1 protein-coding gene and 1 pseudogene are annotated in these 1,211 nt (G+C 56.7%); one reads left to right on the top strand and one right to left on the bottom strand.

Annotation, left to right across the window (positions count from 1 at the left end; genetic code table 11):
* The coding region (locus B7449_RS19270; RefSeq protein ID WP_048884122.1) for an FAD-dependent oxidoreductase at window positions 1–640 on the bottom strand (640 nt) is incomplete at its 3' end.
* A 45-nt stretch (window positions 641–685) separates the two neighbouring features.
* Between B7449_RS19270 and B7449_RS19265 the strand changes: the two are divergent.
* A pseudogene (locus B7449_RS19265) lies at window positions 686–1,052 on the top strand (TetR-like C-terminal domain-containing protein); the annotation flags it as partial.
* Between the last annotated feature and the right edge of the window lie 159 nt (window positions 1,053–1,211).

Below are 1,211 nucleotides of genomic sequence, written 5' to 3'. Positions count from 1 at the left end.
CCAGAATACTGTCACGTGCCTCGACAACGCTCACCTGCACATCCAGCGCACTGAATATTGTCGCGTATTCAATACCGATCACCCCCCCGCCAATTACCGTCAGGGAACGTGGCAGGCGCGCAAGGCTGGTCATTTCATCGCTGTCCAGCACGACCGTCCCGTCAAAGGGCACATTGGCCGGACGGTGCGGGCGGGTACCGACGGCAATAATGATCCTGTCACCCGACACGGTCCGCGCAACCCTGTTGTCCATGGTGATCGTAATATGGTGCGGATCCACGAACCGTGCCGTGCCATGCACAACCGCTATGCCGTTGCGGGCGAACTGGTGGTCCAGCATATCGACTTCATAATCCAGGGTCTTGCGCAGGCGACTGTTCAGGTCGGCTATGGTTATATCCTTGCGGGCACGATAAGCCCGGCCATAGAAAGCCTGCTCCCGCCAGCCTGTCAGGTTGAGGACCGTCTCCCGCAGGGTTTTGGACGGAATGGTGCCGGTATGCACGCAGACCCCGCCAACCCGGGTATTTTTTTCGATAATCAGCACGGATCGACCCAGTTTCGCCGCCTGAACCCCAGCCCGCCTGCCTGACGGGCCGCTGCCGATCACGACCAGATCATAATCATATGTCTCGGTCATGCCCCATCCCCCAAACCGGACTGTTCCGGCCCATGTCGTGCCTGTATGGCTAACGCACGGATCATATGCGGGATTTCGCCGGCCATGATGGCTGCGGACCAGAACTTGACCTTTCCCCTGCTGGAAGTGGCCCGGATCGATTTCGTCAGGCGTGGGAAGAGCATGACAGAAGCGATGTCTTTAACGTGCATGCAATTCATGGCAGCGGGGCAGGCCTGTATCCAGTTTGCCTGTCAATATCCCGGTCTTTATCGGCTGATGTTCAGTTCCGATGCCGGCAAGACGATAGCCCCAGTTACATGATGCGGCCATGAATACCTTCGGAAGTCTTCCGGGTCTTCTGGAAAGAGGACAACGTGACGGAAGCTTCCGACCGGTTGCCAGCAGCGCCCTGACGGCAGCAAACCAGGCATCGTGAAACCTTGAGAATGTGGCCTTACCGGTGATAATCTCGCTGCACGATCCAGAGTAATCCAGCCTTATGAAAGCCATCGAATGTTTGATACAGGGAAGTTTGTATCAGTTGGCGATACAAATTTGTTCGTCTCTGAAGCCGGGAACCCGAAAGGAA

The organism is Komagataeibacter intermedius TF2, assembly GCF_000964425.1.
Lineage (GTDB): Bacteria > Pseudomonadota > Alphaproteobacteria > Acetobacterales > Acetobacteraceae > Komagataeibacter > Komagataeibacter intermedius.
Note: the sequence above shows the minus strand (reverse complement) of the source record. Positions and strands in the feature narration are given on the sequence as shown.